At 64.7% G+C, this 21,719-nt stretch carries 24 protein-coding genes; 16 read left to right on the forward strand and 8 right to left on the reverse strand.

Annotated features, from left to right (window positions below; all coding sequences use genetic code 11):
• Positions 1–825 (reverse strand): crotonase/enoyl-CoA hydratase family protein, encoded by an 825-nt coding sequence (locus tag QHG62_RS16305; RefSeq protein WP_281146665.1) that lies wholly within the window; start codon positions 823–825, stop codon positions 1–3.
• A 32-nt stretch (positions 826–857) separates the two neighbouring features.
• Positions 858–1,706 carry a 3-hydroxybutyryl-CoA dehydrogenase gene (locus QHG62_RS16310; RefSeq protein WP_281146666.1) on the reverse strand — a complete coding sequence of 283 codons (849 nt, stop codon included), beginning with the start codon at positions 1,704–1,706 and terminating at the stop codon, positions 858–860.
• A gap of 185 nt (positions 1,707–1,891) precedes the next feature.
• Between QHG62_RS16310 and purT the strand changes: the two genes are divergently transcribed.
• From purT to QHG62_RS16355, 9 genes are all read left to right on the forward strand, one after another.
• On the forward strand, positions 1,892–3,094 hold the full coding sequence (gene purT / locus QHG62_RS16315) for a formate-dependent phosphoribosylglycinamide formyltransferase (protein WP_281146667.1): 1,203 nt from the start codon (positions 1,892–1,894) through the stop codon (positions 3,092–3,094).
• Positions 3,095–3,430: 336 nt separating this feature from the next.
• Complete coding sequence (locus tag QHG62_RS16320; protein ID WP_281146668.1) at positions 3,431–4,258, forward strand: helix-turn-helix domain-containing protein; 828 nt, start codon at positions 3,431–3,433, stop codon at positions 4,256–4,258.
• Between the two features lie 15 nt (positions 4,259–4,273).
• Positions 4,274–5,149 carry a branched-chain amino acid ABC transporter permease gene (locus tag QHG62_RS16325; protein ID WP_281146669.1) on the forward strand — a complete coding sequence of 292 codons (876 nt, stop codon included), beginning with the start codon at positions 4,274–4,276 and terminating at the stop codon, positions 5,147–5,149.
• A gap of 6 nt (positions 5,150–5,155) precedes the next feature.
• Positions 5,156–6,232: a branched-chain amino acid ABC transporter permease gene (locus tag QHG62_RS16330; protein WP_281146670.1), complete on the forward strand. Its 1,077-nt coding sequence runs from the start codon at positions 5,156–5,158 to the stop codon at positions 6,230–6,232.
• On the forward strand, positions 6,229–7,050 hold the full coding sequence (locus QHG62_RS16335) for an ABC transporter ATP-binding protein (protein WP_281146671.1): 822 nt from the start codon (positions 6,229–6,231) through the stop codon (positions 7,048–7,050). The genes QHG62_RS16330 and QHG62_RS16335 overlap by 4 nt, the downstream gene beginning before the upstream one ends.
• A 463-nt stretch (positions 7,051–7,513) precedes the next feature.
• Complete coding sequence (locus QHG62_RS16340; protein ID WP_281146672.1) at positions 7,514–8,287, forward strand: ABC transporter ATP-binding protein; 774 nt, start codon at positions 7,514–7,516, stop codon at positions 8,285–8,287.
• A 4-nt stretch (positions 8,288–8,291) separates the two neighbouring features.
• Positions 8,292–10,172 (forward strand): AMP-dependent synthetase/ligase, encoded by a 1,881-nt coding sequence (locus QHG62_RS16345; protein WP_281146673.1) that lies wholly within the window; start codon positions 8,292–8,294, stop codon positions 10,170–10,172.
• Positions 10,173–10,217: 45 nt separating this feature from the next.
• Positions 10,218–11,381 carry an ABC transporter substrate-binding protein gene (locus QHG62_RS16350; protein ID WP_281146674.1) on the forward strand — a complete coding sequence of 388 codons (1,164 nt, stop codon included), beginning with the start codon at positions 10,218–10,220 and terminating at the stop codon, positions 11,379–11,381.
• 8 nt (positions 11,382–11,389) lie between these two features.
• Positions 11,390–11,851, forward strand: coding sequence for an EVE domain-containing protein (locus QHG62_RS16355; RefSeq protein WP_126749864.1), 462 nt, complete (start codon positions 11,390–11,392; stop codon positions 11,849–11,851).
• 5 nt (positions 11,852–11,856) lie between these two features.
• On the opposite strand, the gene QHG62_RS16360 is transcribed toward QHG62_RS16355, so the two are convergent.
• Positions 11,857–12,510, reverse strand: a complete 654-nt coding sequence (locus QHG62_RS16360; RefSeq protein WP_281146675.1) for a MarC family protein — start codon at positions 12,508–12,510, stop codon at positions 11,857–11,859.
• 61 nt (positions 12,511–12,571) lie between these two features.
• Complete coding sequence (locus tag QHG62_RS16365; protein ID WP_281146676.1) at positions 12,572–13,318, reverse strand: SDR family oxidoreductase; 747 nt, start codon at positions 13,316–13,318, stop codon at positions 12,572–12,574.
• A gap of 136 nt (positions 13,319–13,454) precedes the next feature.
• Here QHG62_RS16365 and QHG62_RS16370 point away from each other — a divergent pair, with 136 nt between their 5' ends.
• Positions 13,455–14,060 carry a 2-hydroxychromene-2-carboxylate isomerase gene (locus QHG62_RS16370; RefSeq protein WP_281146677.1) on the forward strand — a complete coding sequence of 202 codons (606 nt, stop codon included), beginning with the start codon at positions 13,455–13,457 and terminating at the stop codon, positions 14,058–14,060.
• Positions 14,061–14,123: 63 nt separating this feature from the next.
• A complete protein-coding gene (locus QHG62_RS16375; RefSeq protein ID WP_281146678.1) occupies positions 14,124–14,807 on the forward strand; it encodes a dienelactone hydrolase family protein in 684 nt (227 codons plus the stop codon).
• Between the two features lie 27 nt (positions 14,808–14,834).
• Here QHG62_RS16375 and QHG62_RS16380 read toward each other — a convergent pair whose 3' ends face one another.
• Positions 14,835–15,743, reverse strand: coding sequence for a LysR family transcriptional regulator (locus tag QHG62_RS16380; RefSeq protein ID WP_281146679.1), 909 nt, complete (start codon positions 15,741–15,743; stop codon positions 14,835–14,837).
• Between the two features lie 227 nt (positions 15,744–15,970).
• On the opposite strand from QHG62_RS16380, the gene QHG62_RS16385 reads away from it, so the two are divergent.
• The gene (locus tag QHG62_RS16385; protein WP_281146680.1) at positions 15,971–16,339 is read left to right on the forward strand and encodes a DUF4148 domain-containing protein; all 369 of its coding nucleotides are present in this window, start codon (positions 15,971–15,973) and stop codon (positions 16,337–16,339) included.
• Positions 16,340–16,455: 116 nt separating this feature from the next.
• Here QHG62_RS16385 and QHG62_RS16390 read toward each other — a convergent pair whose 3' ends face one another.
• The 3 genes from QHG62_RS16390 to QHG62_RS16400 all read right to left on the reverse strand — a co-directional run bounded on the left by QHG62_RS16390 (position 16,456) and on the right by QHG62_RS16400 (position 18,991).
• Positions 16,456–17,616, reverse strand: a complete 1,161-nt coding sequence (locus QHG62_RS16390) for a magnesium transporter CorA family protein (protein ID WP_281146681.1) — start codon at positions 17,614–17,616, stop codon at positions 16,456–16,458.
• Between the two features lie 71 nt (positions 17,617–17,687).
• Positions 17,688–18,677, reverse strand: a complete 990-nt coding sequence (gene hemB, locus QHG62_RS16395) for a porphobilinogen synthase (protein WP_432445619.1) — start codon at positions 18,675–18,677, stop codon at positions 17,688–17,690.
• A 23-nt stretch (positions 18,678–18,700) separates the two neighbouring features.
• Positions 18,701–18,991, reverse strand: a complete 291-nt coding sequence (locus QHG62_RS16400) for a hypothetical protein (protein WP_281146683.1) — start codon at positions 18,989–18,991, stop codon at positions 18,701–18,703.
• Between the two features lie 53 nt (positions 18,992–19,044).
• Between QHG62_RS16400 and QHG62_RS16405 the strand changes: the two genes are divergently transcribed.
• From QHG62_RS16405 to QHG62_RS16420, 4 genes are all read left to right on the forward strand, one after another.
• The gene (locus QHG62_RS16405; RefSeq protein WP_281146684.1) at positions 19,045–19,473 is read left to right on the forward strand and encodes a CopD family protein; all 429 of its coding nucleotides are present in this window, start codon (positions 19,045–19,047) and stop codon (positions 19,471–19,473) included.
• A 4-nt stretch (positions 19,474–19,477) separates the two neighbouring features.
• Positions 19,478–20,605 carry a VanZ family protein gene (locus QHG62_RS16410; RefSeq protein WP_432445534.1) on the forward strand — a complete coding sequence of 376 codons (1,128 nt, stop codon included), beginning with the start codon at positions 19,478–19,480 and terminating at the stop codon, positions 20,603–20,605.
• Positions 20,606–20,636: 31 nt separating this feature from the next.
• Positions 20,637–20,990, forward strand: a complete 354-nt coding sequence (locus tag QHG62_RS16415) for a (2Fe-2S) ferredoxin domain-containing protein (protein WP_281146685.1) — start codon at positions 20,637–20,639, stop codon at positions 20,988–20,990.
• 72 nt (positions 20,991–21,062) lie between these two features.
• A complete protein-coding gene (locus tag QHG62_RS16420; protein WP_281146686.1) occupies positions 21,063–21,695 on the forward strand; it encodes an alpha/beta hydrolase in 633 nt (210 codons plus the stop codon).
• Positions 21,696–21,719: the final 24 nt, after the last annotated feature.

Consider the following 21,719-nt stretch of genomic DNA (forward strand, 5'->3'; position numbering starts at 1 on the left):
TCAACGGCCGCTGAAGCGTGCCGGCCTGCGCTCGACAAAAGAACGCACGCCTTCAGCCGCATCTTCGCTGTTCGACAGGCGCTTCTGTGTTTCGATGAATTCCGACACGGCGGCGAGCGGCCCTTGCTCGACGGCCTTGATCACGTTGAGCCGGGTGGCCACCACGGCCAGCGGCGCCTGCGCCGCGATGCGCTGCGCAATGGCCAGCGCCGCGTCGAGCTCCTGCCCGGCGGGCACCACTTTCTGCACGAAGTTGAGGCGATAAGCCTCGGCGCTGTCGAACTCGTCGGCCGTGAGCAGGTGCAGCATGGCATTGCCCACGCCCGCGCGCTCGGCCATGCGAAGCGTGGCGCCGCCCGTGGCCATGATGCCGCGCTGCACTTCCATCTGCGAGAAGCGGCAGTTGTCGGCCGCCACCACGATGTCGGCGCCCAGCATCAGCTCGATACCGACCGTGAAGCAGATGCCCTTCACCGCCACCACCATCGGCTTGGTGCGGCGGCGGTAGCCGGGCAGGCCGAAGTCGTGCGGCTCCACCAAGCCCGGCGGAACCGCCTTTTCGCCGCGCTTCATGTATTCGGTCACCGCCGGCAGATCCAGGCCCGCCGTGAAGTGGTCGCCGAACGCATGCAGCACGCCCACGCGCAGCTCCGGGTCGTCGTCCAGCCGGGTGTAGGCCTCGGCCAACTGCCTGAACATCGGCGGCGTCCAGCCGTTGCGCTTGGCGGGGCGGTTGATGCCGATCAGCAGCACATGGTCGATGACCTGCGTGTCGATGCAGCCTTCGGCGGGTGGGGTGGTTGCGGTGATGGGCGCGGCGGTCATGGCTTGTCTCCTTTGTTGTTCTTTCGGGGCGCTCAGTAGGTGTACACGCCGCGCCCGGTCTTGCGGCCCAGCTGGCCGGCCGCGACCATTTCCTTCAGCAGCGGGCACGGCCGGTACTTGGAATCGCCGAACTGCTCGAGGTAGACCTCCATCACGGCCAGGCACACATCCAGGCCGATCATGTCAGCCAGCGCCAGCGGGCCGATGGGCTGGTTGCAGCCCAGCTTCATGCCGGCGTCGATGTCTTCGGCGGTGGCAATGCCTTCGGACAGCACGAAGAAGGCCTCGTTGATCATCGGCACCAGGATGCGGTTGACCACGAAGCCCGGCGCGTTCTTCACCGTGATGGGCGACTTGCCCAGCTTCTCGGCCAGCGCCTTCACCGCGTCATGCGTGGCGTCGCTTGTCAGATAGCCGCGGATCAGCTCCACCAGCGCCATCATCGGCACCGGGTTGAAAAAGTGCATGCCGATGAAGCGGTCGGCGCGCGAGGTGGCGGCCGCGAGCTGGGTGATGGAAATCGACGAGGTGTTCGACGCAATGATCACCTCGGGTGCCAGCATGTCGTCGACCTGCTTCAGGATCTTGAGCTTGAGCGCATGGTTCTCGGTGGCGGCTTCGATCACGAGCTGCGCGCTCTTCAGGTCGTCATAGTTGGTCGAGCCCTTGATCAGCGCGAGCGCCGCGGTCTTCTGCTCGGCCGTGAGCTTTTCTTTCTTGATCAAGCGGTCGAGGCTGCCCGAGACAGTGGCCAAGCCCTTGTCGACCGCCGCCTGGGCAATGTCGACCATCACCACATTGACGCCGGCCACCGCGCAGGCCTGCGCAATGCCATTGCCCATCGTTCCGGCGCCGATGATGCCGACGGTCTGGATCGTCATGAGAAAACTCCTTGAATAAAGAAAGAACGGGATAAGGGGCGCGTGGCGCGAAGGCTGCCACGCTGCAGGAGATCGATTGTGAAGCAGCCCCGCCGGGCCGCTGTTGCCGCGAGTGACACGGCCGCCACCGGGTGGCTTACAGTGCGGCGATCGCTTTTTTTCTCTTCTCTTTTTCGACCCCGACCATGACCACCCTCGGCACCCCTCTTTCCCCCTCGGCCACCCGCGTGATGCTGCTCGGCTCCGGCGAGCTCGGCAAGGAGGTGCTGATCGCCCTGCAACGCCTCGGCGTCGAAACCATTGCGGTCGACCGCTACGAGAACGCGCCCGGGCAGCAGGTGGCGCACCATGCGCGCACCATCACCATGAGTGACCCCGAACAACTCAAGGCGCTGATCGAGGCCGAGAAGCCCATGCTCGTGGTGCCCGAGATCGAGGCCATCGCCACGCCGATGCTGCAGCAGCTCGAAGACGCCGGCGTGGTGCGCGTGATTCCCACCGCCCGCGCCGCCCGCCTCACGATGGACCGCGAAGGCATCCGCCGCCTGGCCGCCGAGACGCTGGGCGTGCCCACCAGCCCCTACAAGTTCTGCGACTCGCTGGCCGAACTGCAGGCCGCCATCGACGCCGGCATTGGGTACCCCTGCATCGTCAAGCCCGTGATGAGCAGTTCGGGCAAGGGCCAGAGCAAGATCGACGGCCCGGCCGACGTGCAGAAGGCGTGGGACTACGCCATGGCCGGCGGCCGAGTGAGCCATGGCCGCGTCATCGTCGAAGGCTTCATCGACTTCGACTACGAGATCACGCTGCTCACCGTACGCGCAAAGGACGCCGCCGGCGCGGTGCAGACCCAGTTCTGCGAACCCATCGGCCATGTGCAGGTGAGCGGCGACTATGTCGAAAGCTGGCAGCCGCACCCCATGGCACCTGCCGCGCTGCAGAAGGCGCAGCAGATTGCGCAGGCCGTCACGGCTGACCTCGGCGGCCAGGGCCTCTTCGGCGTCGAGCTGTTCGTGAAGGGCGACGAGGTCTGGTTCAGCGAAGTGAGCCCGCGTCCGCACGACACCGGCATGGTGACCATGGCTACCCAGTGGCAGAACGAGTTCGAGCTGCATGCGCGCGCGATCCTCGGCCTGCCGGTGGATACGTCGCTCAAGAGCCCGGGTGCCAGCGCAGTGATCTACGGCGGTATCGATGCGGCCGGCATTGCGTTCGACGGCGTGGCCGAGGCGCTGCAGGTGCCCGGCAGCGACATCCGCCTGTTCGGCAAGCCAGAGAGCTTTGCCAAGCGCCGCATGGGCGTGGCGCTCGCACATGCGGGCGATGTGGAAACGGCGCGGGTCAATGCCAAGGAAGCTGCCTCGCGCGTGAAGCCGCGCAAGGCCTGACCGGCCCGTGCGCAAGTAGGCCGTAAGCAAGCACAGCCAGTTTTCGCAAGCCGGGCCGGGGGGCTCGAAGGCATCGTGCACAGGACCGGGCGAACGCCGCCCGGCCACCGGAGACACCATGCCGCACCCCCAGGCCCGCGCCCTGTTCGAAGGCGCCCAGCGCACTGCCGCGCAACCCGAAGCATCGCCGAACGCCGGAACGCGCCGGCCGTTCGCATGAGCCTAGGGAAAGTCCCCGCGCAAATGCATGCCGCGCAGCGAGCCCCCGCCGCTACGATCCTGCCAACGCAGCACTGGCCATCGGCCGGCAGCGGCCCGATGCAGGAGACAGACAGCATGCAGCGATCGAACACGACGTTGCCAGGCAGCGGCGCCGGGCAGCGCGGAGAGCGCCTGATGTGGCTCACGCACCAGCGCGTGTTCTATGCAGGGCTGCTCGGGGCCGCAGCCGAACGCACCATGGGCGGGTATGGCGTGTATGTGTCGCCCGCCGGCGCACCGCCCAACCGCCTGCGCATCGGCGGAGGTGCATGGCAGGCGGGCGAACTGTTCGTGGTGCCGCCGCAGGTGCCGCACCGCGTTGAAAGCGCGCACCCGCTCATCTTCAATCTGCTGGTCGAATCGGAATCGGTCGATCCCGCGCGCCTGCCTGGTTTCATGCAGCACTGCGGCCCGGTCGATGCGCCCGCTTTCGTGCAGCGCATGCGCGATGTACACACCCACCTGCTCGCACTGTCGGGCCGTCAGAGCTTCGAAGGGCTGGAGTTCGATCGCCTGTTCTTCGGCGAAGACCTGGCGCCGCGTGCACTCGATCCGCGCATCCGCAAGGTCATCGATGCCATCAACGCCGACCCGGCTGCGCCCACTTCGGCCGAAGACTGCGCGGCTTCGGTGCACCTGTCCTTCTCGCGCTTCCTGCACTTGTTCAAACAGGAGACCGGCACGGCGTTTCGTGCCTTCCGCGCCTGGAAGCGCGCGCGAAGCCTGTTGCGCTACGTGCGCCAGACCAGCACACTGACCGACATCGCGCTGGACACCGGATACCCCGATTCGACGCACTTCAGCCATTCGATCCGGCAGGTGTATGGGCTCAAGCCGAGCGACATCGTCGCCGGTTCGCGCCGCCTCGCGCTGCACGATGCGGCCGGCGGCTACAGGCAGTAGCGCAAAAGAGGCCGCATGCAAATACTTCAGCTCCTGCTGTCGGGCATTGCGCAAGGCTGCATCTATGGGTTGATCGCGCTGGGCTTCGTGCTCATCTACAAGGCCACCGAAACCGTGAGCTTTGCGCAGGGCGACCTGATGATGCTCGGCGCTTTCGGTGCCTTTGCCGGCATGTCGCTGTTCGGCATGCCGTTCTGGCTTGCGGCCGTGCTGGCGCTGGTGGCCATGGCGGCTTTCGGCGTGCTGCTGGAGCTGGTGGTGATTCGTCCCATCCTCGGGCAGCCGCAGTTCTCCATCGTGATGCTGACCATCGGCATTGCGTATGTGGCGCGCGGGCTCATCACCATGGTGCCGGGCATCGGCACCGACACGCACACGCTGGCCGTTCCCTACAAGGACCAGATCTGGAAGGTGGGCGAGCTGGTGGTCAACCTGGAGCAGCTCGCCATCATCATTGCCACCGCCATCCTCTGCGGGTTGCTGTTCGCGATGTTCCGCTACAGCAAGCTGGGCATTGCGATGCAGGCCTCTTCGCAGAACCAGCTCGCGGCCTACTACATGGGCATTCCGGTGAAGCGGCTCAACGGGCTGGTGTGGGGGCTGGCGGCGGCGGTGGCGGCCATTGCCGGCATGCTGCTCGCGCCCATTACCTTCGTGCACGCGAACATGGGCTTCATCGGGCTCAAGGCCTTCCCGGCCGCGGTGGTGGGCGGGTTCGGCAGCCTGCCGGGTGCCATCGTCGGCGGGCTGGTGATCGGCATCGTCGAATCGTTTGCCGGGTTCTACCTGCCCGACGGTTTCAAGGACACGGCGCCATACATCGTGGTGCTGCTGATGCTGATGATCAAGCCGAACGGGTTGTTCGGCGAGAAGCTGCGCAAGAAGGTCTAGCTCGATATGCGCTTCATCTTCAAGACCAGCTACGACCAGGACGTCCGCCTTGCGCGGCACGGCGGCCATGTGTTCTGGTACGGCCTGCTCGTGGCTTTCCTCATCGTTGCGCCGTGGGCCATCGACGAGTACTGGCTCGCGCAGCTGACCTTTGTGCTGATCTACGGCATCGTCGGGTTGGGTTTGATGTTGCTCGCCGGCTTTACAGGGCAGTTTTCCATCGGGCATGCGGCGTTTCTCGGGGCGGGTGCGTACACGCAAGGCGTGCTTACCAACATGGGCGTGCCGTTTCCGATTGCGCTTCTCGCGGCCGCAGCGCTGTCGGCGGCGGTGGGCGTGGTGGTCGCATTGCCTGCCTTGCGCGTGAAGGGCATCTACCTGGGTATTGCGACGCTGTCGTTCGGCTTCATCGTCGAAGAGGTGTTCGCGCGCTGGGAGAGCGTGACGGGCGGCAACGCGGGTCTGCATGTGAAGTCACCGCAGCTCTTCGGCTGGTCGCTCGGGTCGGGCAACGGCTTCTACTTTCTGTGTCTGGTGGTGGCGGTGCTCAGCACGCTGGGCATTTTGAATCTGCTGCGCTCGCCGACCGGGCGCGCCTTCGTTGCCATTCGCGATTCGGAAATCTCGGCGCAGAGCATGGGCATTCACCTGGCGCGCTACAAGACGATGTCGTTCGCGATTTCGGCCGCGCTCGCGGGGCTCGGTGGTGCGCTGTACGCGCACAAGCTCAGCTTCATTTCGCCGGACCAGTTCAACATCCTGCAGTCGATCGATCTGCTGCTGATGGTGGTGATCGGTGGACTCGGCTCGGTGCACGGTGCGTTCCTGGGCGCGATCTTTTTGATTGCAATGCCGCAGCTGATCTCGATGGGCAAGGACTGGCTGCCGGCCGTTGTCGGCCAGGCGCCGGGGCTGCAGGGGCTGGTGTACGGCCTGGTGCTGATCGCGTTTGTGCTGTTCGAACCGTTGGGCCTGTATGGGCGCTGGCTGAAGATCCGCACCTGGCTGCAGCTCTTTCCGTTCTACCGCAAGGGCCTGTTCAAGCGGCAGAAGTCGTTCACCAAATCGGACCGGCTGAGATGAGCAGCGCGGACGTCCTTCTTTCGGCCAAGGACCTGAGTGTGCGCTTCGGCGGCGTGCTTGCGGTCAACAAGGTGAGTTTCGATGTGCGCCGCGGCGAGGTGTTCACGCTGATCGGCCCGAACGGCGCGGGCAAGACGACGGTGTTCAACCTGATCAGCCGCATCTACACGCCGACGATGGGCGAGATCACATGGCATGGCGAGACATCGGGCCCGCTGGCGTTGACGCAGCAGGCACCGCACGAGATTGCGGCGCTGGGCATTGCGCGCACTTTCCAGAACATCGAACTCTTCGAGCACGCGACTGTCTTGCACAACCTGCTGATAGGCCGCCACACGCATCGGCAGACGGGTTTCTGGAGCGAGGTTTTCTTTACGCCGGCCACCCGGCGTGCCGAGATTGCGGCACGCGAAAAGGCGGAGCAGGTGATCGACCTGCTGGACTTGCAGCATCACCGCGATTCGATGGTGGCCGGCTTGCCTTACGGCGTGCGCAAGGTGGTGGAGCTGGCGCGCGCGCTGTGCACTGAGCCGAAGCTGCTGCTGCTCGATGAGCCTTCTTCAGGGCTCAACGTCGAGGAGACGGCGGACATGGCGTTCTGGATCCAGGACATCCAGCATGAGCTGGGTGTTTCGGTGCTGATGGTGGAGCACGACATGTCTTTGGTGTCGAAGGTGTCGGACCGTGTGCTTGCCATGAACATGGGCGAGGTGTTGGCGACCGGCACGCCGCGTGAGGTGCAGGCTGATTTGCGGGTTGTCGAGGCGTATCTTGGGACTGTGGATGACGTGAGCAGCTTGAGGAGGGTGGCGGCGTGAATGTCCTGTTCGCTGCTTCGTTGGAGACGCCCGGTATGCGGTACGGCGCGGACGCCCCCACTACGCCGGCCCTCCGGGCTCCCTTCCGGTGCTCGCTTTCCGCGGGGTCTCGCCCAAACTCGCTTCGCTCAAACAAGGGCGAGCCCTTATCCGCGGAAAACTGCGCTCCTCAGCGGCGCAGAGGGGGCGCCCACCCCGCACCGCACACCGGGCTCGAGCGGAGGAGGAACGACCCTGAGCGTGTCGACGGCGTTGGGGCCCCTGCCGCGGGCGGGCCGTTGAGGCGCCGCCGAGCAGCGGAGCGGCAGGCGGATCAGGGCTCGCAGCTGTTTGAGCGAAGCGAGTTCTGCGAGACCCCGCCTGTCGTGAGCAGCGCAGGGCAGCCCGAAGGGCCGGTGACGTCGGCCCGACCGGGGCAGGGGCTCCAACGCCGCCCCCAGTCCGAAGCAAACGAGGCGACGCCATGACCGACGTCGTCCTCCAACTGCTCAACGTTGAAAGCGCCTACGGCCCCATCAAGGCCATCCGTGGCGTGAGCCTGAAAGTCAGGCAAGGCGAAATAGTGACCGTCCTGGGATCGAACGGCGCAGGAAAAACAACCATCCTGAAAACGATCTCGGGAATCATCGATCCCAGAAAAGGCAGCATCGAATTCCAGGGCAAAGACATCACCGCCAAGGACCCGGCCCACATCGTGCAGCAAGGCCTGAGCCACGTGCCCGAAGGCCGGGAGGTGTTTCCGTTGCTTTCGGTGAAAGACAACCTGCTGATGGGGGCTTACACCCGCAAGGACCGCGACGGCGTGGCGCGGGACATGGATAGCGTCTACAGCTACTTTCCCATCTTGCGGGAACGCGCCACGCAGGACGCCGGCCTGCTCTCCGGCGGCCAGCAGCAGATGCTCGCCATTTCGCGCGCCATCATGGCGGCGCCGCATTTGATCCTGCTCGACGAGCCTAGCCTTGGCCTCAGCCCCAAGCTGACGAAGGAGATCTTCGAGATCGTCGTGCGCATCAACCGCGAGCGCGGCACCACCATCTTGCTGGTCGAGCAGAACGCCAACATGGCGCTCAACGCCTCCGACCATGGCTATGTGCTCGAGAACGGCCGCATCGTCATGGAAGACACGTGCGAACGCCTGCGCGAGAAGGAGGACATCAAGGAGTTCTACCTCGGCGTGAAAGACGACGGCGTGCGCGGCGAGCGGCGCTGGAAAAAGAAGAAGACCTGGAGATGACGGCATGAGCACAACTGCCTTGCGCGCTCCCGCCGGCCTCTGGGACCTGGCGCACCTGCAGCCGAAGCCCGGCATCGTCGTGCCCGGCGACACCATTCCCGCCGTGTTCTGGAAGGCCGTGGAACTGCGCGCCGACAAAGTCTGGATGCGGCAGAAGGAATTCGGCATCTGGCGCGCCTGGACCTGGCGGCAAACGGCCGATGCGGTGCGCGAGATTGCGGGTGGGCTGCTGGCGCTCGGCTTTGGCCAGGGCGAGTGCGCATCGATTCTTGCCAACACCGTCATCGAATGGGTGCTGTGCGATGTGGCCGTGCTCAGCTGCGGCGGCGTGTCCAACGGCATCTACCCTACCGACGCGGCTTCGCAGGTTCACTATCTTTGCGAAGACTCCCGCACCACGGTGCTCTTCGTGGAAGACGACGAGCAGCTGGACAAGGCGCTCGAAGTGCGCGCGCGGTTGCCCATGCTGCGCAAGATCGTCGTGTTCGACATGGAAGGCCTGCGGGACCTAGACGACCCGGGCGTCATCAGTCTCGACGCTTTGCGCATGCTCGGCCGTGAATACCTGCAGGCCCATCCGCAGGCGCTGGAGCAGCGCATTGCCGCCTGCCGGCCCGAGGACCTGGCCATTCTTGTCTATACATCGGGCACCACCGGCAAGCCCAAGGGCGCCATGCACAGCCACCGCGGGCTGGTGTACACCATGCGCGGCTACAACTCCCTGCTGGCGCAGGGCGAGGGCGACGAGCGCATGTGCTTCTTGCCGCTGTGCCACATCGCCGAGCGCATGGGCGGCGAATACTTCGCGATGTACACCGGCTCGATTCTCAACTTCGTCGAAAACCCCGAAACGGTGCCAGAGAACGTGCGCGAAATTTCGCCCACCGTGTTCACCGCCGTGCCGCGCGTATGGGAGAAGTTCTATTCGGGCGTGATGATCGCGCTGAAGGAGGCGAGCCGGCTGCAGCAGGCCGCCTACGGCTGGAGCATTGGCGTAGGCCGGCAGATTGCCGAGCGCGTGCTGCAGGGCCAGCCGGTGGGTGCGGGGCTGCGCTTCAAGTTTCGCCTGGCGCGCTGGCTGGCGCTCGACAATGTGCGCAAGCTCATCGGCATTCACCGCGCGCGTTTTCTGGTCACCGGCGCGGCGCCGATTTCGCCCGACCTCGTGCGCTGGTACCTGGCGCTGGGCGTACCCATGCTGGAGGTGTGGGGCATGACGGAGTCTTGCGGCGCCGCCACCGGTGTGCCGCCGTCGCGCATCATGCCGGGCTCGATCGGGCCGGCCACCAGCTACAACGAGGTTCGGCTCGACCCGCAGACCGGCGAAATCCTGGTGCGCGGCCCCAATGTCTTCATGGGGTACCTCAACCTGCCGGAGAAAACGGCCGAAACCATCGACGCCGACGGCTGGCTGCATACCGGCGACGTCGGCACGGTCGATGCGGGAGGGTATTTCCGCATCACCGACCGCATGAAGGACATCATCATCACGGCAGGTGGAAAGAACATCACGCCGAGCGAGCTGGAGAACGAGCTCAAGTTCAGCCCCTACATCACCGACGCAGTGGTGATCGGCGACAAGAGACCGTACCTGACGGTGATCGTCATGATCGACCAGGAGAACGTCGAGAAGTTTGCGCAGGACCACGATGTGCCTTTCAGCAACTACGAAAGCCTGACGCGTGCGCAAGAAGTGCTGGACCTGATCCAGGGCGAGATCGATCGCGTCAATGCCAAGTTTGCGCGGGTCGAGCAGATCAAGAAGTTCTTCCTGCTCGAAACGCAGCTGAGTGCCGAGGACGAAGAGCTCACGCCCACGATGAAGCTCAAGCGAAAACTGGTGCAGACCAAGTACGCCGAGCGCATCGAGGCGATGTATCGCTGACGGACATTGCCAAACCGTTTTTTGTCAACCCGAGGAGACAACCCCATGAAGCTCAAGACAGTGACGACTCTGACCGTGCTGGGCCTGGCCGCGACGTTCGCGTCCGCGCAGCAACAGGGCGTGAGCAAGGACGAGATCCGGATCGGCACGATCCAGGACTTGTCGGGGCCGCTCGCGGGCTTTGGCAAGCAGGCGCGCAACGGCATGCAACTGCGCGTGGACGAACTCAACGAGCAGGGCAATATCAACGGCCGCAAGCTCAAGCTCTTTGTCGAAGATTCGGGCTACGACCCGAAGAAGGCCGTGCTCGCGGCGCAGAAACTGGTCAACCAGGAAAAGATCTTCATCATGGCCGGCCACATCGGCACGGCGCAGAACATGGCGGCCATGCCGGTGCAGTTCGACAAGAACATCGTCAACTTCATGCCCATTACCGCGGCGCGCGAAATGTACGAGCCGCTGCACCGCCTGAAGTATTCGTTTGCCGCCACCTACTACGACCAGATCCGCCTGGCGTTGCCCAAGATGATCAAGGAAAAGGGCGCGAAGAAGGTCTGCACCATCTACCAGGACGACGAGTTCGGGCTCGAGGTGCAGCGCGGCGCCGAGGCGGGCCTGAAGACGGCGGGAATGGAACTGGCCGAGAAAACCTCGTTCAAGCGCGGCGCCACCGACTTCAGTTCGCAGGTCGCAAAAATGAAGGCTGCCAACTGCGACCTGGTGGTGCTCGGCACCATCATCCGCGAGACCATCGGCACCGTGGGCGAGGCGCGCAAGACCGGCTTCAACCCGACCTTCCTGGGTTCCAGCGCGGCCTACACCGACCTGATCCACAAGCTGGGCGGCAAGGCAATGGACGGCGTCTACGCCACCATGACGGTGCAGAACCCCTACACCGACGAGCAGTCGCAGCCGCTGCGCTTCTGGGCCAACAAGTACAAGACCAAGTTCAACGAAGACCCGACGGTGTTCTCCGTGTACGGCTACGTCATCATCGACTCGTTCATCAAGGCGGCGCAAAAGGCCGGCCCGGGCCTGTCGACCGACAGCTTCATCAAGGCCATGGACAGCATGACTTTCGAGCCCGACATGTTCGGCAGCCCGAAGAGCAGCTACACCGCCGCCAAGCGCCTGGGCAACGACCAATCCCGCTTGTCCCAGATCAAGGACGGGAAATGGGTCGTGGTCTCCGACTATGTGACACCATAACGGGCACCATGCCCAATTACTGGTTGATGAAATCCGAGCCCGACGAGGTCTCGATCGACGATGCGCTCGCCGCGCCCAACGCCACGGTGGCGTGGACCGGCGTGCGCAACTATCAGGCACGCAACTTCATGCGCGACGGCATGAAGGTCGGCGATGGCGTGCTGTTCTATCACTCGAGCTGCCCGGAGCCCGGCATCGCGGGCATCGCGCGTGTGGCCTCGGGCATCAAGCCCGACCCGACGCAGTTCGACCCCAAATCTCCGTACTACGACGCGGCCTCGAAGAAGGAAGACCCGCGCTGGCTGCTGGTCGACGTGCAGGCGGTGCGCAAGACGCGGCTCTTGGCGTTGCCCGAGCTGCGCGCCAAGCCCGAGCTGGCCGAGCTGGTCGTGCTGCGCAAGGGCAACCGGCTGTCGATCACGCCGGTCGATCCCGCGCATTGGCGGGTCATCGAGAAAATGCTGGCCTGAACCGGTCAGCCCACGCGCTGGAGAATGGGAAACAGCTTGCCGAGGCCGTCTGCCATCACCTCGACCGCGAGCGCCGCAAGAATCAGCCCCATGAGCCGCGTCATGATGTTGATGCCGGTCTTGCCCAGCACGCGCGCGATGGGCTGCGCAAGCGAAAAAGCCAGCGCAGTAGCCAGCGCCACCACCACGCCGTAGCCGACCAGCACGCCAAGCTCCCACAGGTGCTGCGTCTTGTCGGCATAGATCACCACCGTCGATATGGTGGCCGGCCCGGTGAGCAGCGGAATGGTGAGCGGCACCACGGCAATGGATGCGCCCATGGAGGCTTTCACCTCGGTGGCACGGAGCTCCTCGACGTTGGTCTTGCTCTCGGCGGGCTTTGCATTGAGCATCGAGAGCGAGCTCATGAGAAGCAGCAGGCCGCCGCCCACCTGGAAGCTGGCAATCGAAATGCCGAAGAACGCCAGCAGCTGCAACCCGAGCAGCGCGCTGACCGCAATGACCACGAACGCGCTGAAGGCCGACATGCGCACCGTGTGGCGGCGCTGCGCATCCGAATACCCCTGCGTGTAGTGGATGAAGAAGGGCACGATGGCCAGCGGGTTGACGATGGCCACCAGCGTGACCAGCGGCTTGATCAGGTCCATCGAAGTGCTCATCGGACAGCCTCCGCGGTGCGCGCTGCGGTATTCGCCTTGGGAGCGGCCCTGCGGCTCATGGCTACCTCCCCCCCGTGACGTCGAGCAGGGCCATGGTGGTGTAGCTGGCCTCGGCGGAGAGCAGCCAGAGAATGGCGCCGGCAATTTCTTCGGCGCTGCCGGTGCGCTGCATCGGTACGGTGGGTGCCAGCTCGAAGGCGCGGTCGGGCATGCCGCCCGATGCGTGGATTTCGGTATCGATAAGGCCGGGGCGCACCGCGTTGACGCGGATGCCATCGGCGGCGACCTCCTTGGCCAGGCCGATGGTGAAGGTGTCGATGGCGCCCTTGCTGGCCGCGTAGTCCACGTACTGGTCGGGTGAGCCGAGCCGCGCGGCGCCGCTGGAAATGTTGACGATGGCGCCGCCCGAGCCGCCGTGCCGGGTGCTCATGCGCCGGACGGCCTCGCGCGCGCAGATGAAGCTGCCGATCACGTTGATGCGGAACATGCGCTCCAGGCGCGCCACGCTCATCTGCTCGACGCGCGCCTGCACGTCGACCACGCCGGCGTTGTTGACCAGTGCCGTGAGGCGGCCGAGCTTGGCATCGACCGTCTCGAACATGGCAAGCACCTGGGCTTCGTCGCCCACGTCGGCCTGCACGGCAATGGCCGTGCCGCCGCCCGCGCGGATGGTGCGCACCACTTCGTCGGCGGCGAGCGAGTTGCTGGCGTAGTTGACGGCCACCGCGTAGCCGCGCTGCGCTGCCAGCAAGGCGGTTGCAGCGCCAATGCCGCGTCCGCCGCCCGTGATCAAGAGTACCTGGTCCAAATCCGACCTCCTGCAGAAAAACCGAGTGTCAGTTAAAACGGCTGGGTTGGATTACATCATCGAGGGCGAGCGCCTGAGCCCCGCCCGGCCGCCCGAAGGGGCATGCGCCGCAGCCCGTCAGGGCGGAGGTTAACGAATGAGCCATACGATCGACTATTACTTTGCGCCGCAAAGTCCCTGGACTTACCTGGGGCATGCCCGGTTTGCAGCCATTGCGGCCGCGGCGGGCGCCACGGTGCGCATACGGCCCGTGGACCTGGGCAGCGTGTACCCGATTTCCGGCGGGCTCCCGCTCGGCAAGCGGGCGCCTCAGCGCCAGGCCTACCGGCTGGTCGAACTGGCGCGCTTTTCGCGCTATCTCAACCTGCCGCTGAACCTGAAGCCGAAGTTCTTTCCGGTGTCGGGCGACGACGCGGCACGGCTGATCATTGCGGTGGACCTGCATGACGGGACCGAAGTGGCCATGCGGGTGTGCGGCGCGGTGTTTGCCGCCGTCTGGGTGCAGGAGCGGAACATCGGCGACCCGAAGGTGCTCGAAGCGCTGGTCGCAGAATGCGGCCTGCCGCCCAAGCGCATGGAGCAGTCGCTGAGCCAGGCAGTGCAGGAGCGCTACGAGGCCTACACGCAAGAGGCCATCGACATCCAGGTCTTCGGCGCACCCAGTTATGTCATCGATGGCGAGATATTCTGGGGTCAGGACCGGCTCGATTTTGTCGAGCGCGCGCTGCAGCAAAAGCGCTAGCGCAGGTCACTCATTTATTCAGTCATCCACCGCGCATTTCGAAATTCAAGGAGCACGACAACCATGGGCCAATTCATCGATCTCACCGCCAAGGACGGTTTTGTTTTTCCGGCCTACGTGGCCGAGCCGGCCGGCAAGCCGCGAGGCGCCGTCGTGGTGGTGCCGGAGATTTTTGGCGTCAACTCGCACATCCGCTCCGTGGCCGACGGGTATGCGGCCGACGGCTATCTCGCGGTTTCGCCTTCGACTTTTCACCGCGTGAAGCCCGGCGTCGAGCTTGGCTACAGCGATGAGGACATGAAGACCGGCTTCGGGCTGAAGACCGCGGTCGAGGCGCTGCCCGCACCGGGTGTGCTGCAAGACGTCGAAGCCGCCGTGGCCTACGCGGCAAAGGCCGGCAAGGTGGGCATCGTGGGCTATTGCTGGGGCGGCCTGCTGGTCTGGCGCGCGGCAAGCCTGGTTCCCGGGCTTGCCGCCGCGGCCCCGTATTACGGCGGCGGCATGACGACGTCGGAAGAAACCGCGCGCCAGCCCAAGGTGCCTGTACTGGCGCATTTCGGCAACCAGGACCACTGGATTCCGCTCGACACCATCGAGGCCTTCAAGAAGGCGCACCCCGAGGTGGAAGTGCATGTGTATGAGTCGGGCCACGGCTTCAATTGCGACCAGCGCGGCTCGTACAACGCCGAGGCCGCGAAGCTGGCGCGTGCGCGCACGCTGGAGTTCTTTGCCAAGCACGTCGGCTGAGCGAAGCCTGGCCCACGCCGGGCTTTCCTATCGTTTCTTTTGCGAACCGGGCCCTTTGCCGACCCGAGTCTGAAGAAAGTCGAGCAGGGCGCGAAGCGCGGCGCTGTTGTGGCGCCGCTGCAGATAGGCGGCCGAGAGCCACATGTCCTTGCGCGCATAGTCTTGCAGCACCGGCACCAGTTCGCCGCTCTCGATGTGCGATTGAACGAGGATCGAGGGCAGGTAGAGCACACCGAAGCCGCGCATCGCAACCCGGATCAGCGGCGCGCCCTCGGTGCAGTCCATGCGGCTTTTCACCGGGACGTCCAGCGGCTGGTCGCCGTCTTCGAAGCGCCAGACCGGCTGGGCGCCCAGCAGAGAGTGCGTGAGCGCTTCGTGTCCGGCAAGGTCGCGCGGATGCTCGGGCTTGCCGTGCTTTTTCCAGTACACGGGAGAGGCGCAGACGACCATCTCCATGAGCATCAGCTTGCGCACGATCAGGTTGGCATCGGCAACCGGGCCGCTGCGAATATCGACGTCGATGCCTTCTTCGGCAAGATCGACCGTGCGATTGGTGAGCTGCAGGCTGATGCTCACATCGGGGTAGTAGCGCATGAAGTCCGCCAAGAGGCTCGGAAACTCCCCGTTTCCCATGCCGTGCGGCGCCGAAATGCGCAAGCGGCCGCCGGGCTGCGTGGCGCGCTCTTGCAGTTCGGCCTGCGTGAGCTCCACCATCTCGAGCACGGGGGTGCTGCGCTCGAGCAGCAATTGCCCGGCATCGGTAAGGCTCACGGAACGCGTGGACCGGTTGAGAAGCCGCACCCCAAAGCGCGTTTCGAGTTCGGCCACATACTTGCTGACGGTGGCTTTCGACATGTCGAGCTTCTTGGCCGCATGCGAAAAGCTGCCGTGTGAAGCAACCTCCCGGAAGGTTCTGATCAGATCGAGACTGTCCATGTCAAAGCGCCTATTGTTGTTTCCGTTCCGGGAACGGCATGCGCGGATTTTCCGGCGAACGCGTTCCATCGCGGACATGCCTTCCGGTTGTCATTGTTTCAATAGAGGAAACACGGTGTCTCTGTTCCACGTGTTTTGCCGCGGCGATTCAGTTGGAAACTCGCCGCACAGGTGAGCAACCAGCGAGCCTGGTGGACGAACCATCCAACGAATACAAGGAACTGAAAATGAAGACCTCGCACATCCTCGCCGCTGCAGCCCTCACCCTTTTGGCCGCCGCCGGCGCTCAAGCTGAATCCTACGAAGGCGTGAACACCGCCGTCTCGACCAAGAGTCGCGACGAAGTGAACGCCGAAGCCGTGCGCACCGCATCGGCTCCGAACCAGAACGTGACCCGCGGTTCGCGCGGCCCGGAAACCGTCGCCGTGTCGAAAGACCGCGCCCTTGTCGAAGCCGAAGCTGTTCGCACCGCCTTCGCTCCCGACCAGAACGTGACCAGCGGCTCGCGCGTCAACAGCAAGGTTGTCTCGACGATGCCGCACCCGATGGACGCACGCGTTCAAGCCCAGCAAGGCTCGGGCGCTGTCGCCAAGTAAATCGGGCGCGAGTCGCTGCCTTTGCGGGCGGCAACAAGAAAAGGCCACGCAACTGCGTGGCCTTTTTGCTTTTGGGAACTTGCGGGGTATTGGAAAGAGAAAGGGAAGGGCGGCGCTCAGCGCGTGCGCGCAAGGTAGCGCTTGCGCCAGAACACCACCACCAGCACCAGCGCGATGACCAGCATGGCCGCCATCGCAATCCAGAACCCGTCCGCCTTGTGCACCAGCGGAATGAATTCGAAGTTCATGCCGAAGATGCCGGCAATGAGGTTGAGCGGCAGAAAGATGGCCGTCAGCACCGTGAGCACCCGCATGATGTCGTTGGCGCGGTGGCCCTGCACGCTGAAGTGCATCTGCACGGCGGTTTCGGCGTTCTGCTCCAGCCGGTGCACGTGGTGCACCACCCGTTCGATGTGTTCGAGCACGTCGCGGCTGCGCACCATGATCAGTTCGCGCTCGCGCTGTTCTGTTTCGTTCTTCGGCGTTGGCAGCGTTTCCAGCGAATCGATCCAGTCCTGAATGGCGGCGCGCTGGTCTTCGCAGATTTCGTCCAGGTGGTGCAGCGACTGCCGGGCTTCCATCAGCGCGCCCCAGTTGGTAAAGCGGCTGCGCGGATCGATCAGTTCGGTTTGCCAATGGTCGAGCTGGCGCGTGAGCTCGCGGCGCATGTCCAGGTAGCCGTCGACGATCTGGTTGATGACGCGCAGCATGAGGTCTGCGGTGCCGGTGGGTACGCGGGCCGAAGTGGCCCGCACGTCGAGCGCCGGGGCGCCCTTGTCGTCCGGCGATCCCGCGGCCAGCAGGCGGGCGGCAAAGGCGTCGCGCACCGCGCCGTCTTCCGGGTGCACCGACAGCAGCACGCGGTCGAACAATGCAAAACCCACCGGCCGGGTATCGACCCGGCGCAGCACCGGAGGGCCGCGGCGCGACGGCGTGGGCAGGGGCGGCTCGCCGCCCGAGGTGCCCTTGCCGTTGCCCAGCGCCGCCTGGCCCGGCCCGGCCGAAAGGCGCCGGAACACCAGCACGTCGTACTTCGAGGTGTAGTCGTAATGCGAAGGCAACTGGTCGTTGAGCAGGTCGGCCACGTGCAGGTCGACCAGTTGGGTGAGGCAGAGCGACTGCAGGATCTGCTGGACTTCGGCCAGCGACGCGCGAAACTCGTCCCGCGTGAGCGAAATCCAGAGATAGCCCTGTGCAGCGCAGGCTCCCGGCACCGTGAGCGGCGTCAGCGCCGGATGCTCGCTCACTTGCGAGCGATTGATTTCAAAAATGCGCATGGGACCGCCTTGTTGCTTTCTTTTTCTTCTGGATTTTCATCGGCCCAGGCTGCGGGCGAGAAGGCGTTCGGCTATTGTTTTTGTAGCAAGCGTGCGGCGTCAAGCGCGAAGTAGGTGAGCACGCCGTCGGCGCCGGCGCGCTTGAAGGCAAGCAGGCTTTCGAGCACGACCGCGTCGTGGTCGAGCCAGCCGTTCTGGGCGGCGGCCTTGAGCATCGCGTATTCGCCGCTCACCTGGTAGGCGAAGGTGGGCACGTGAAACTCGTCTTTTACGCGGCGCACGATGTCCAGGTACGGCATGCCCGGCTTCACCATCACCATATCGGCACCCTCGGCGATGTCGAGCGCCACTTCGCGCAGCGCCTCGTCGCTGTTGCCGGGGTCCATCTGGTAGACCTTCTTGTTGCTCTTGCCGAGCGTGGCGGCCGAACCGACAGCATCGCGGAACGGGCCGTAGAAGGCGCTGGCGTACTTGGCGCTGTAGGCCATGATCTGGGTGTGAACGTCGCCGCGGGCTTCGAGCGCCGCGCGGATCGCGCCGATGCGCCCGTCCATCATGTCGCTGGGCGCGACAATGTCCACGCCCGCTTGCGACTGTGTGAGTGCCTGCTTCGTGAGAACTTCAACAGTGGCGTCGTTGATGATGTAGCCGGTGTCGTCGAGGAGGCCGTCCTGCCCATGGCTGGTGTAGGGGTCGAGCGCGACGTCGGTCATCACGCCCAATTCCGGAAAGCGCGCCTTCAGGGCGGCTACCACGCGCGGAATGAGCCCCTCGGGATTGAAAGCCTCGTCACCTGCCGGTGTCTTGAGGCTTGCATCGATGACAGGAAAAAGCGCCATTACCGGAATGCCGGCTTCTACGCATTGTTCTGCCAGGGGCAGCAGCAAATCGAGACTCAGGCGCTCCACACCGGGCATCGAAGACACGGCATCGCGCTTTTTCTCGCCTTCTTGCACGAACACCGGGTAGATGAGGTCATGCGCCGTCAACGCATGCTCCCTGACCAGGTTGCGGGTGAAAGTGTCGCGCCGCAAACGGCGGGGCCGGCCGGCCGGGTACATGGCGAAGGAAGGAGAGGGACGCGTCATAAGCTGAAAATTGTGCCTGAAGCGTCAAATCGCAGCACGTTCCGTGCGGCATGGTTGTCTGATGACACGACAAATTGGTAGTTCGAAGGTTCTCTTTTTTTATACAAAAATGTCAAAGAAAGTGGCCGAGTCGCTTGAAACCTTGTTTCGTCTTTGTTAAATTCTGAAGCGGGCGGCTTGCCGCTCCCCGCTTTTCCTCCCTGAGCGGGTGCCTTGATGTGTGACAGCAAAAGGGCTTCCCAGCCCGGCGTGAAGACGTCGGGCTTTTTTTTGCCCGTCGTTCGCATCGGTTCGGCGGGTAAAGGCCGGTAGATGGCGCAGCCACCACTAAACTGGCTCCATGCTCTGGGTCAAATCTCTTCATATCGTCTTCATCGCAAGCTGGTTCGCAGGGCTTTTTTATCTTCCGCGGATCTTCGTCAACCTCGCGATGGTGCCGCCCGAGTCGGTCGCTGAGCGTGAGCGCCTGCTGCTGATGGCGCGCAAGCTGTTGCGCTTTACCACCTTCCTGGCCGTTCCGGCCATCGGCTTCGGACTTTGGCTCTGGCTGGGCTACGGCATCGGCAGGGGCCCCGGCAATGGCTGGATGCATGCCAAGCTGGCCTTGGTGCTCGTGGTCATCGGTTATCACCATGGCTGCATCGTGCTGTTGCGGCGGTTTGCGGCGGGCGGCAACCGGCGCAACGACCGCTGGTACCGGTGGTTCAATGAACTGCCGGTCCTGCTGCTGCTCGGCATCGTGGTGCTGGTGGTCGTCAAGCCGTTCTGAGCCGGTGTCCACGGTGGAGAAGCAGCAGCACAAGTCCGCCGCGCTGCCCCTTGCGCTCGCCTATGCGGCGTTGATCGTCTATGCCAGCCTGTACCCTTTTGCGGACTGGCGCGACCAGGGCATCGCCCCCTGGGCCTACCTGTCGGCGTCGTGGCCCAAATACTGGACGGGCTTTGATCTTGCGGTCAATGTGGCCGGCTACGTTCCCTTTGGGTTCCTCTGCGCGCTGGCCGTGCTGCGTACCCGGCAGGACGCCAGCGGCTGGCGAGCGATGCTGCGCGCCACCCTGGCCGGCGCGGCGCTGGCCTTTGCCATGGAGACGCTGCAAAGCTATCTGCCGGCGCGCATTCCTTCCAATGTGGACCTGGGTTTGAACACGTCCGGCGCCCTTCTGGGAGCCATGCTGGCCGCGGGGCTGGAGCGCCTGGGAGCCGTGGCGCACTGGAGCCGCACGCGCTCGCAGTGGTTTGTCGAAGATTCGCGCGGTGCTCTGGTGCTGCTGGCGTTGTGGCCGTTCGCTCTTCTTTTTCCGGCGGCGGTGACGTTCGGGCTGGGCCAGGTGTTCGAGCGGCTGGAGGTCGCGATCTCCGAGTGGCTGCTCGACACGCCATTCATCGACTGGATGCCGCTGCGCCAGTTCGAGCTCGAGCCGCTGGTGCCGGCGGCCGAGTTGCTCTGTGTGATGCTCGGCGCACTGGTGCCGTGCCTGCTGGCTTTTCTGGTGACGCGCACAGTCGTGCGGCGTGCCGTGCTGCTGCCGCTCACGCTGCTGGCAGGCATCGGCGCGTCGGCGTTGTCGGCGGCGCTGAGTTATGGGCCGGAGCATGCGTGGGCCTGGCTGGGCCTGCCGGTGCAGGTGGGCATTGCAACGGCGCTTGTCGCCGGCATGCTGTTGCTGGGAGCGCCGCGCCGCTTGTGCGCCGCCTTGCTGCTGGTGGGGTTGGTGATCCAGCTGAGTCTTTTGAACCAGGCGCCCGAAAGTGCCTACTTCGCACAGACGCTCGCAACCTGGGAGCAGGGGCGCTTCATCCGTTTTCACGGCCTGGCGCAGTGGCTGGGCTGGCTCTGGCCTTTTGCGGTGCTTGCCTATGTGGTGGCTGCGCTGTCGCGGCGAAGCAAGGCCGCAGCCTGAAGCAAACGGCGCGCGTCACTAAAATCACCCGATGCCCAGTTCCAACTCTGCCGCACCGCGCGGCTACTACGGCCGCCATATCTTCTTCTGCCTGAACGAGCGCAAGAACGGGGAAGACAGCTGCGCCCTGCACAACGCGCAGCAGGGCTTCGACCGCTGCAAGGCAAAGGTAAAAGAAGCAGGGCTGGCCGGACCGGGCAAGGTGCGGGTCAACAAGGCCGGCTGCCTCGACCGCTGTGCTGGCGGGCCGGTGGCGGTGGTTTACCCGGAAGCGGTCTGGTACACCTTTGTCGATACCGATGACATCGACGAAATCGTCGAGTCGCATCTGAAGAACGGTGAAGTAGTCGAGCGGCTTCTGCTGCCTCCGGATGTGGGCCGCTGAACTTTTTCGGAAATTCCACGCTCGTACCGTGCGCCCCGGCGCACCGTGGCCGGCGCTCTTAATTCCTGCACCATGAATTCCCAGACCGAAAAGATCCGTCTCCAAGGCCCCGCCGGCGTTATCGAGGTTCAGCGCGATCTGCCGGCCGACGCTTCGCGCGGCATCGCGGTCATCGCTCATCCCCATCCGCTGTTCGGCGGCACCATGGACAATAAGGTGGTCCAGACCCTCGCCCGTGCGTTTGTCTCCTGCGGCTGGACGGCGGTGCGCTTCAACTTTCGCGGCGTGGGCGCGAGCGAAGGCGTGCACGACGAGGGGCGCGGCGAGTGCGAGGACATGCTGAATGTGGTGAGCCAGCTTGCCGCAGAAGGGCCGTTGGCCATTGCCGGGTTTTCTTTCGGTGCCTTCGTTGCAAGCTGCGCGGCCGAAAAGCTCTGGGCTTCGCGCGACGTGCGGCAGCTTGTGCTGGTGGGAACGGCGGCTTCGCGCTTCTCGGTGGCCGCGCTGCCAATGGAGGCGCATGAGCGCACGCTGGTGGTCCACGGCGAAGCCGATGACACGGTGCCGCTCGCGGCTGTCATGGACTGGGCTCGGCCGCAGTCACTTCCTGTCACGGTTGTTCCCGGGGGCGGCCATTTCTTTCACGGACAATTGCCGCTGCTCAAGAGCTTGGTCGTGCGCCATTTGCGCGCCGGCGCCGCATGAAAGCCCCGCGGGCTTGTTTTCGTT

The sequence above is a fragment of the Variovorax paradoxus genome (genome assembly GCF_029919115.1).
GTDB lineage: Bacteria > Pseudomonadota > Gammaproteobacteria > Burkholderiales > Burkholderiaceae_C > Variovorax > Variovorax paradoxus_O.

Bases quoted from the DNA above. Each gene is read 5' to 3' on its own strand.
- QHG62_RS16305 (WP_281146665.1), bottom strand. From the start codon at position 825: ATGACCGCCGCGCCCATCACCGCAACCACCCCACCCGCCGAAGGCTGC.
- QHG62_RS16310 (WP_281146666.1), bottom strand. From the start codon at position 1,706: ATGACGATCCAGACCGTCGGCATCATCGGCGCCGGAACGATGGGCAAT.
- purT (WP_281146667.1), top strand. From the start codon at position 1,892: ATGACCACCCTCGGCACCCCTCTTTCCCCCTCGGCCACCCGCGTGATG.
- QHG62_RS16320 (WP_281146668.1), top strand. From the start codon at position 3,431: ATGCAGCGATCGAACACGACGTTGCCAGGCAGCGGCGCCGGGCAGCGC.
- QHG62_RS16325 (WP_281146669.1), top strand. From the start codon at position 4,274: ATGCAAATACTTCAGCTCCTGCTGTCGGGCATTGCGCAAGGCTGCATC.
- QHG62_RS16330 (WP_281146670.1), top strand. From the start codon at position 5,156: ATGCGCTTCATCTTCAAGACCAGCTACGACCAGGACGTCCGCCTTGCG.
- QHG62_RS16335 (WP_281146671.1), top strand. From the start codon at position 6,229: ATGAGCAGCGCGGACGTCCTTCTTTCGGCCAAGGACCTGAGTGTGCGC.
- QHG62_RS16340 (WP_281146672.1), top strand. From the start codon at position 7,514: ATGACCGACGTCGTCCTCCAACTGCTCAACGTTGAAAGCGCCTACGGC.
- QHG62_RS16345 (WP_281146673.1), top strand. From the start codon at position 8,292: ATGAGCACAACTGCCTTGCGCGCTCCCGCCGGCCTCTGGGACCTGGCG.
- QHG62_RS16350 (WP_281146674.1), top strand. From the start codon at position 10,218: ATGAAGCTCAAGACAGTGACGACTCTGACCGTGCTGGGCCTGGCCGCG.
- QHG62_RS16355 (WP_126749864.1), top strand. From the start codon at position 11,390: ATGCCCAATTACTGGTTGATGAAATCCGAGCCCGACGAGGTCTCGATC.
- QHG62_RS16360 (WP_281146675.1), bottom strand. From the start codon at position 12,510: ATGAGCACTTCGATGGACCTGATCAAGCCGCTGGTCACGCTGGTGGCC.
- QHG62_RS16370 (WP_281146677.1), top strand. From the start codon at position 13,455: ATGAGCCATACGATCGACTATTACTTTGCGCCGCAAAGTCCCTGGACT.
- QHG62_RS16375 (WP_281146678.1), top strand. From the start codon at position 14,124: ATGGGCCAATTCATCGATCTCACCGCCAAGGACGGTTTTGTTTTTCCG.
- QHG62_RS16380 (WP_281146679.1), bottom strand. From the start codon at position 15,743: ATGGACAGTCTCGATCTGATCAGAACCTTCCGGGAGGTTGCTTCACAC.
- QHG62_RS16385 (WP_281146680.1), top strand. From the start codon at position 15,971: ATGAAGACCTCGCACATCCTCGCCGCTGCAGCCCTCACCCTTTTGGCC.
- QHG62_RS16390 (WP_281146681.1), bottom strand. From the start codon at position 17,616: ATGCGCATTTTTGAAATCAATCGCTCGCAAGTGAGCGAGCATCCGGCG.
- hemB (WP_432445619.1), bottom strand. From the start codon at position 18,677: ATGTACCCGGCCGGCCGGCCCCGCCGTTTGCGGCGCGACACTTTCACC.
- QHG62_RS16400 (WP_281146683.1), bottom strand. From the start codon at position 18,991: ATGCGAACGACGGGCAAAAAAAAGCCCGACGTCTTCACGCCGGGCTGG.
- QHG62_RS16405 (WP_281146684.1), top strand. From the start codon at position 19,045: ATGCTCTGGGTCAAATCTCTTCATATCGTCTTCATCGCAAGCTGGTTC.
- QHG62_RS16415 (WP_281146685.1), top strand. From the start codon at position 20,637: ATGCCCAGTTCCAACTCTGCCGCACCGCGCGGCTACTACGGCCGCCAT.
- QHG62_RS16420 (WP_281146686.1), top strand. From the start codon at position 21,063: ATGAATTCCCAGACCGAAAAGATCCGTCTCCAAGGCCCCGCCGGCGTT.